7 protein-coding genes are annotated in these 9,186 nt (G+C 35.3%); 3 read left to right on the top strand and 4 right to left on the bottom strand.

The features are described 5' to 3' along the window. Positions 1-87: 87 nt before the first annotated feature. The 3 genes from AB5Z52_RS08090 to AB5Z52_RS08080 are packed head-to-tail and all read left to right on the top strand — an operon-like array spanning position 88 to position 4,145. A complete protein-coding gene (locus tag AB5Z52_RS08090) occupies positions 88-2,211 on the top strand; it encodes a CD3337/EF1877 family mobilome membrane protein (RefSeq protein WP_368243523.1) in 2,124 nt (707 codons plus the stop codon). After that, positions 2,208-3,212, top strand: coding sequence for a lysozyme family protein (locus tag AB5Z52_RS08085; protein WP_368243522.1), 1,005 nt, complete (start codon positions 2,208-2,210; stop codon positions 3,210-3,212). Before AB5Z52_RS08090 ends, AB5Z52_RS08085 begins: the two co-directional genes overlap by 4 nt. An 18-nt stretch (positions 3,213-3,230) precedes the next feature. Then, positions 3,231-4,145 carry a conjugal transfer protein gene (locus AB5Z52_RS08080; RefSeq protein ID WP_010776404.1) on the top strand — a complete coding sequence of 305 codons (915 nt, stop codon included), beginning with the start codon at positions 3,231-3,233 and terminating at the stop codon, positions 4,143-4,145. Between the two features lie 519 nt (positions 4,146-4,664). Here AB5Z52_RS08080 and AB5Z52_RS08075 read toward each other — a convergent pair. From AB5Z52_RS08075 to AB5Z52_RS08060, 4 genes are all read right to left on the bottom strand, one after another. After that, complete coding sequence (locus tag AB5Z52_RS08075) at positions 4,665-5,252, bottom strand: YdhK family protein (RefSeq protein WP_010776402.1); 588 nt, start codon at positions 5,250-5,252, stop codon at positions 4,665-4,667. Between the two features lie 275 nt (positions 5,253-5,527). Next, positions 5,528-6,919, bottom strand: coding sequence for a cell wall metabolism sensor histidine kinase WalK (locus tag AB5Z52_RS08070; protein ID WP_016171820.1), 1,392 nt, complete (start codon positions 6,917-6,919; stop codon positions 5,528-5,530). Beyond that, positions 6,916-7,599 (bottom strand): response regulator transcription factor, encoded by a 684-nt coding sequence (locus AB5Z52_RS08065; protein ID WP_086270996.1) that lies wholly within the window; start codon positions 7,597-7,599, stop codon positions 6,916-6,918. The genes AB5Z52_RS08070 and AB5Z52_RS08065 overlap by 4 nt, the downstream gene beginning before the upstream one ends. Positions 7,600-7,622: 23 nt before the next feature. Beyond that, on the bottom strand, positions 7,623-9,149 hold the full coding sequence (locus AB5Z52_RS08060; RefSeq protein WP_086270995.1) for a multicopper oxidase family protein: 1,527 nt from the start codon (positions 9,147-9,149) through the stop codon (positions 7,623-7,625). Between the last annotated feature and the right edge of the window lie 37 nt (positions 9,150-9,186).

Genomic DNA, 9,186 nt, shown 5'->3' with positions numbered 1-9,186 from the left:
GTGTGGTTCAAGTCCATCCTGTCTTTGAAGAACTCTTCCATGCCTTTGATACCCGTCCGCCGGTTCAAGAGAGAATGGAGTGAGGGGATGAAAAAGAAACTTTTTCGGAGTGTGGGAATTGTTTTGGTTAGTCTAATTTCTCTTATCATTCTTTTGAGCTTAGTTGGGACGGTGGCGGAGGCAACGGGACTTGTTGATGATACAGTGAAAGCCGGAAATCTTTATTCCCAATATTCTCTAAACAACTACCAATTAGATTTCTTTGTTGATAGTTCTTGGGATTGGCTGCCTTGGAATTGGGGGGATGGCTTAGGCAAGAGCGTGATGTATGGCCTTTATGCCATTACCAATTTTATTTGGACGGTTAGTTTGTATCTGTCGAATGCCAGGGGTTATGTGGTTCAAGAAGCCTATAAGTTAGATTTCATTTCAGATACGGCGGAAAGTATTGGGAAGAATATTCAAACACTCGCTGGCATAAACGAAAATGGGCTCCAGACCTCGGGATTTTACTTTGGGTTTCTATTATTGATGATTTTGGTTCTAGGAGCTTATGTGACGTATACCGGATTATTAAAACGAGAAACTACGAAAGCAGTCCGGGCTGTGATTAATTTTGTGATAATCTTTCTACTCTCAGGATCGTTTATTGCTTATGCGCCTACCTATATTACGAAAATCAATGACTTTAGCTCGGATGTTAGTGAAGCTGCTCTTAGCCTTGGAACCGAGATTGTGGTCCCCAATTCGGAAAGCCAAGGAAAAGATAGTGTGGATTTGATCCGGGATAGCTTGTTTTCCATTCAAGTACAACAACCATGGCTACTGTTGCAATTTGGTGATTCCAATATTGAAGAAATTGGGGAGGAGCGAGTCAACAAGATTTTATCTGTCAGTCCAGATGAAAAGAAAGGTAAGGATCGAGAAGAGGCAGTCAAAGCGGAAATTGAAGAAAACGACAATGCGAATCTAAGTATCACCAAGACCATGAACCGATTAGGGACCGTGGTCTTTTTGGTGTTGTTCAACATTGGTATCTCCTTCTTTGTTTTTCTACTGACAGGGATTATGTTATTCTCGCAAATTCTCTTCATTATCTTTGCGATGTTTCTGCCCATTAGTTTCTTACTGTCCATGTTGCCGACTTATGAAAGTTTGGGGAAGAAAGCAATCATTCATTTGTTCAATACGATTATGATGCGAGCTGGAGTTACGTTGGTGATTACGACTGCATTTAGTGTTTCCACCATGTTTTTCAATATTTCGGCAACCTATCCTTTCTTTATGGTGGCCTTTCTGCAAATTGTGACTTTTGCTGGAATCTATTTCAAATTAGGGGACATTATGAGCATGTTCAACCTTCAAAGCAATGATAGCCAGTCAATGGGAAGGCGCGTCATGCGAAAACCTCAAATGTTAATGAATCGAAAGTTACGGCAACTTAATCGAAATGTAGGGCGAACATTGGCTTTTGGTGGTGGTGCAGCAGTTGGCGGAAAACTAGCAAAAGATCAATCAATATCCAGATTGAAGTCTCCTGGTTTTTCTCCACGAAAGAATCCATCATTATCTAACAATAAAGAGGTAATATCTGACCCGAATAAGGAAAATCCAATTTCAATAAATAAGAAACAATCTCGAATGAATTTGACCGGAAGAAAAATCGGCAAGGTACTAGATACCCAATCAATGGTAAAAGACAAAGCACAACGAGCAAAGGATCAAGTGCGGAATACGCCAACTAATTTGAAATACAATCTGCATAAAGAAATCGAAAAGACGAAAAAAGCACCAGAAGAATTCAAGCGTGGACTTGTCCAAGAAAAAGCGAATCGAGCGGAGTTGCGAGAAAAACAACGACAACGTAGAGATGAAAAAATGGCTGAAAAGCGGAAAGTATTGGGAGATCTAGCAAATCGTCATAGAAAAGGTAGGACCAATGTTCCGATAAAAGAGGAATCCAAATCTCAGAAAAGTAAGATACCAAAGAATGCACCGGCTAATCGAATTGTAAAAGTAAATTCGAATCCTGAAATCAAACGAAGACTCTCAAATCAAAAATTGAGTACGAAAGAAAACAATCAACCAGTAAGAAAAGTGACTCCTATCCAACAGGCGAAGAAGCGATCCATTCTTGCAAAAGCAGGCAATCGAAAAGTACAAAGAAGAATAAAAACTCGTCCAAAACCAAGGTCGGGTGAGTCTAAATGACCATAAGAAAATTGAGTACAATCTCGTTATCAATCCTGACGATTTCTCTTATGGGCATCTTGTTGTGTGTCGGCTTATTATTTGGTGAGGATAGTGAAGGAAGCAACAGTTCTGGTACCTCTCCCGGTGGCAGTAGTGTCTCTGAGGAAGTTTTAAAGCATCGGTCACTGGTAGAAAAGTATGCCAAGGAATCGGACATTTCAGATTATGTACCGATTCTTTTGGCAATTATTCAAGTGGAGTCGGGTGGTACAGCAAAAGATGTGATGCAAAGCTCTGAATCAGCTGGCTTACCACCTAATTCATTAAGTACTGAGGCATCCATTAAACAGGGGTGTCTCTATTTTGCTTCCTTGGTTAAACGAGCCAAAGAGTTAGGTTGTGATCAAGATAGTATTATCCAAGCCTATAATTATGGTGGCGGCTATATAGATCACGTCGCAAAAAATGGAAAGAAGCATAGTTTTGCTTTGGCGGAATTCTTTTCAAAAGAAAAATCAGGTGGTCAAAAAGTTGATTACCCCAATCCAATCGCGATTAAGGAAAATGGTGGGTGGCGTTATAACTATGGGAATATGTTTTATTGTTTGTTGGTAAAACAATATCTCACCACTAGTAAATTTGATGACGAAACCGTACAAAAGATCTTTGATGAAGCTTTTAAATATGAAGGAACCGCTTATGTATTTGGCGGTTCGAGTCCGGAAACTGGTTTTGATTGTAGTGGCTTGACTCAATGGTGTTACGCCAAAGTTGGCCTGAAACTTCCACGAGTGGCACAGGATCAGTATGATGCCATGACTCATATTGACCTAAAAGATGCCAAACCAGGTGATTTGGTTTTCTTTCACTCAACTTATGATGCAGGTACTTACGTGACTCATGTCGGAATTTATGCAGGAGAGAATCGGATGTTTCATGCGGGAGATCCAGTGGGCTGGATGAATCTTACAGAACCCTATTGGCAGCAGCATCTTATTGGAGCAGGGCGATATAAATAAGAGAAAAGAGGAATGAACATGAAGATAAAAATTGAACGAAGCCAGAAGGAGAAGATTCCAAAAAAGAAGAAAGAACGAGTAATTACAGTGGGCAAGCATCGAAAAATGGTGCTTGCCCTTTGGTTTTTATTGTTTTGCAGTCTCACTTTTGGAATATACAAAAATTTCACGGCGATTGATCAGCACACGGCTCATGAGAAAGTGGTTGTGAAAGAAAAAATAGTGAATACTTCTGGAGTTGAAAATTTCACGATGGATTTTGCGAAAGAGTATTTTTCATGGAAGAATGATAAAGAAGTCATTGAAAAGAGAATGGATAATCTTGAACAATATCTGACTGAGGAAGGGGTGACTTTAAGTCAAGATATGGTTCGAGCGGATATTCCCACTAGTTCTGAGGTACAGTCAGTCAAAATTATTAATGTGGAAAAACACTTGGAAGAATTTGTTGTTTCATTTTTAGTAGATCAAAAGATTACAGAAGGGAAAAAAGTACAGCAAGTTTCATCTGCATATCGAGTGACAATATATGAAGATAAGAAAGGCAACCATATTGTGTCCAGCTTGCCCACAATGATTGGAAAACCAGAGAAAGTGAAATATGAAATAAAACAAGTAGAAAATGATTCAGAAATTGATGCTAAAACGACTGAAGAAATCACCGAGTTTTTAGAGACATTTTTCAAGATTTATCCAACAGCGTCAGCAAAAGAACTTGAGTATTATGTAGAGAATGATGTAATGCAACCAATCAATAGTAACTTAAATTTTGTAGAATTAGTTAGTCCTATCTATCAACGAAAAGGAGATGTAATTCAGACAATAGTTGTAGTGAAATATCTCAATAATACATCTAAAATAATGCATAATTTTGAATACAATATCATTTTACAAGAAGTAGAGAATTGGAAAATAATTGGTATTGCTTATTAGATAGATTCAATAAATTCTTGATAAGATTCCTATAAACTAGTTGCTCATCAAAAGAAAATGAGTTGTCCAATTGTTTTAATTTAGTAATTAGAAATGAAGAAGGTATTTTCAAAGACTAAAAAAGATTTCTTGACGAATTCTTATCTGAAAGGATCATTATTTTATTTTAATCATCATGCTAGTCTAAAGTGTTTGGTAATGAGGATTGATTTTTTTAGAACGGGCTTCATTTTAATAAACTTATTGATTGTAAAAGAGTAGAATAAAGCTCATTTAGTTAGTTTTATTCTACTCCATTGTAAGGGGTTACTGTAAACTATTCCTATTGTTACAACGATCCGAATAGTTATTGGAATTGAGTTGTGACATCATATTACCGTTTCGAACTGTTCGGTTCTCATATTTAGAACTGGATAAATTTGCTAGTGCTGAATATCCAAGATTAAATAGGCTAAATAATCCAATTAATGATAGAATGCTCATACTAATAAACAATATTTTCGCTTTTTTTGTCATTTTTTATTCTCCTTTCTCATTAATTTTTATTTCATCTTCAGTTACCCACATGTGATTTTTTACCATCTCATCACCATTGGTTGGTGTGTAGTCAACTACGTATACTGTACCGTTAATAGCATCATCAACAGTCGCAGTTGCACCCATCATTCCGTCCATATGTTCAGCGTTCAATATGACTGTATCACCCTTTGCTGCAATATTGCTTGGGTCTTTGAGTTCTTCTTGTACAACCCATTTATGATTACTTACTTTTTCTCCACCATTTGTAGGATCATAACTCACTTCATAGATTGTAGTTTTGTAAGCTCCTACAACATATCCCTCAGCACCATTCATTCCATCCATATGATCGTCCAATAATATAATAGAACTTCCTATTGGAAACTTTGGGTTAGAGTCGTCTTTCATACCATCAGGAACAACACCATCATGATTCATTCCAGCCATACTGTCCATAGTACTACTAATTGTCGTTTCATTTTTTTCAGAAGAAGTTGTAGATGATTTCGTTGTATTAGGAGTGGAGCAAGCTGCCAGGGTTAAAATTGTACCTAGGCTAAGGAATATAATACTAATATTTCGTTTCATGAAATACCTCCATAATAATTAATTTTTGTTAATCACTGACTATTTCAAAATCCAAAAAATGTTTTGTTTGAAGGGCCTCCTCAAAAGATTCAATCGATAAACGTGTTTTTGAGAATACGATTACAGAGCGTGTTTGTATGTCCAAAAGTATTTTATCAACTTGTTCAAGAAAAATTAATTGATAAAATATCTTTTTAGCCCAGCATTCGCAAATCAAATTGTAAATTTTTAGATGTTGTTGAAACAATAAATTCACCACCTTTCCATCTGGTTTATTACAAAGGAATGCTAATAGTAAAGATTGTTCCTAATCCTAAATTACTTTTTGCTTCAATAGTACCATTATGTGCTTCTACAACACTTTTTACAATTGCAAGCCCAATACCTTGTCCACCCAAATTTCTGCTCCTAGAAGGATCGGCCATATAAAATCGATCAAATATATGAGTCAATTGATCAATTTCAATGCCAATGCCATTATCTTCAATAATCAAAAGAGCATTTTTGTTTTCTTTCTTCACTGTGAATGTTATTTTCCCTTCTTTTTGAGTGAATTTGATGGCATTACTTAACAGGTTTGTTAGTACTTGATTTATTTTATCTTTATCTGCAAAAAGATTAACTTTTTCGCCATGTACATTCACAGTTAGGGCTTTTTCTTCAATTTTACTTGCAAAATTATCTATAACAGATTCACAAAGTTGATATAAATCAAAATTAGTTTTTTCCAAATTATCATAATTTGTCTCGATTTTGTTGACTAGTTCAATATTTTTTATTAGGCGAGTTAAGCGATCTACTTCATCATAACAAGACTGCAAACGATCAGGAGTTAGCTCCCAAACTCCATCAATCATAGCTTCAATATTTCCTTTTAAAGTAGCTAATGGAGTACGTAATTCATGAGAAATATCCGTAGTTAATCTTTTGCGGAGACCCGCTTGTTTTTCAAGTTGGCTACTCAAATCGTTTAATGAATCAATTAGCGAATTAATTTCAATGATTGAAGTCTCTTGTGGGATTTTTAATGAATATTCTCCTCGTGTTAGTTGATGTGTCAAATCACTTACATGTTTTAGAGGCAGGCCCAATCTTTTTGATATCCATGATGCAAAGATAAATGAAACAAGAAAGGCAGTAAAAGCTACATACATTAGACTTTGCTTCATACTTGAAATGAACATTGCATCATGTTCAGTATATGCAAATGGCCCCAAATAATAAAATGTTATTACACCAAATACTTTATCATTACTAATCAAATCTTTTGTTACTGTAATGGTCTTATCTAGTTCTACACTTTTTGTTTCAGATACTCTTAACGCGTTTTCTTTTAACTTTATTTGTGCTGCTTCCAATTTTTTTCCTTGAAGTTCCCAAATGGTATTTTGTTGTTTATCTTCTATAGAAAAATAGAAATTACTTTCAATTGCTTTATCAGAGAGAGTAGAGAGTTCATCAAGATTCCAAGTATCATTGTTATTTATCCAAAGCAAATCAATTGTGTTTACATATTGATTTAGCAAGTCCTCTTGTCGCTCGTTTACATATTTACTGAAATGATTATTAGTTAGGCCAAGTGTAATCAAGCTTAAGGAACCTATAATTAGAGTAGCTATTACTAAAAAGGAAACAGTTAGTTGCGTTCTGATCGTTCGTTTTTTCATTTTTGATAACCAAATCTATAACCAGTTCCATGCACTGTTAATATATAGTTAGGCGTTTTAGGATCAGCCTCAATTTTGTGTCTTAGATTTTTTATATGAGAGTCAATGCTCCGATCTAATCCATCAAATTCTGTTCCTTTAATTTTCTCTATCAAATCACCTCTAGAAAAAACTTTATTGGGAGTAGAAGCTAAAGTATATAGAATATCAAATTCCGTTGTTGTAAGATTAAGTTCAATTTGATGAAGATATACTTGACGACTCTCTGGGTAAATCAGTAACTCCCCCTTATTGATGGAGAGTTTATTGGGATTCGTTAATGTCTCAGATCTGCGTAAAACTGTTTGAATTCTTGCAACTAATTCTTTAGGGCTAAAAGGTTTTACCATGTAATCATCTGCGCCCAATTGAAGTCCTGTAAGTATATCCTCTTCATCAGATTTGGCAGTTAGCATAATGATCGGGATGTTTGAACTTTCTCTGATTTTTCTACAAACAGTTAATCCATCCGTATCGGGTAACATTAAATCTAATACAACCAAATCGGGATTAATAGATTCAAACTTACTTAATGCCATAGATCCATTTGTTGCTTTATAAACTGAGAATTTGTTAGCGACTAGATATGCGTCAATGATTTCCAATATTTTAGTCTCATCATCCACAATTAAAATTTTCATATAAAATCTTTCCTTTACTACATTTATTTTATTTCCATTTGTCCCATCATTCCATATTCCTCATGTTCTAATATATGACAATGATACATGAAAACACCTTCATGGTCGAATTCTACGAGTAGCTCAACTGTTTCCTCTGGATTTACTAAAACAGTATCTTTCCATCCACGTTCATTAGCTTGTGGGAGCTGTCCGTTTCTTGAGATAATTTGAAACTGGACACCGTGAATATGAAAGGGGTGGATCATACCGCCCATCATGCCAGAAATGTTGTTTACTTCCCAGACTTCTTGAGTGTTCACTCTTTTGTAGAGATCAATTCTATCTGCATCAAACTGTTTATTATTAATACTTACCATATGCGACATACCTTTTAGATCTATTTTTTGTCTATCTAGTTTATCCAAATTTTCTGTATCTATGTCTTTTATAGAATTAAGCTTCTTTGAAGGCTCAAAGGTGGTATTCGATTTATTTTTATTTATTTTCATCGTCAGTGCAACTGTGTTGTTTGCCAATAATTTTAGAGTATCACCATTTTTGTAATCATTAGTATCTACTAAAATTTCAGCACGTTCTCCGGGTGATAGCGTTAATGAAGTCAATTTAGTAGAAGAATTTAGTAGACCTCCATCTGATGCTATCTGGTAAAATGGTTGATTATCTTTTAAGGAAAAGGTAAAATTTCTTGAGTTGGAACCACTGATTATTCGATACCTCATCCATCTACTATTTACTTCAATATAAGGATTGATAGTGCCATTTACAAGCAAAGTATCTCCTTGGGTGCCATCCGAATAAAAATCGGTTTCATAATCAATTTGGTTATCGGAATCAAATGATTTATCTTGAACTATTAGCGGAATATCATCCTTTCCATAATTGTCTGGAAGATTTAAAGAATCTGAATTTTCATCATCTATATACATTAATCCTGCCAAACCTTTATAGACTTGTGATGCAGTTTCTCCTTCGGGATGTGGGTGGAACCATAGTGTAGAGGCATCCTGGTCGACAGTGAAAGAAATCACTTTTTTCTCTCCTGGTTCTACGACTTGATGGGGTCCACCATCAACTTCGGAAGGGATTTTTAAGCCATGCCAATGAAATGAAGTTTTAGACTTCATTTCATTGGTAGTTATTAATGTCACTTTTTGGCCTTTTTTCATTCTGATGACAGGGCCTAGAAAGTCACCATTATAACCTAAAGTTTTTGTTTTTTTCCCTTCTTTGATTTGAAACTCGCCCTCTTTGGCAGTTATATTATAAGATATATTTTCATCATTTTCTGAATCAGGTTCTAATAGTGGTGGTATAAGTAAGGGCTGCTCTGACTGACTAATATTTTTCAGTTCAATATTTTGCTCGTTTGTCATCATATTTCCCATCGTATTTCTATTAGGTCTTTCTTCTTGCATTGTTTCTTTTGATGGGGAATCTGAGAAGGAAGTACGAATGTTTTTTTGCTGAACAATAAAAATTCCTAATCCCCCAAGTATTAATGCTATTGCAGCAATTAATAATATCCAATTTCTACTTAGTTTATTCATAAAAATCCTCCTATATTGATTTCACAAATAGGATAAA

The sequence above is a fragment of the Enterococcus sp. RTP21361st1_A6_RTP21361_211029 genome (assembly GCF_040910045.1).
In the GTDB taxonomy this organism is placed as follows: Bacteria; Bacillota; Bacilli; order Lactobacillales; family Enterococcaceae; genus Enterococcus_D; species Enterococcus_D gallinarum.
The sequence above is the reverse complement of the archived record's forward strand: the minus strand, read 5'-3'. Positions and strand labels throughout refer to the sequence as shown.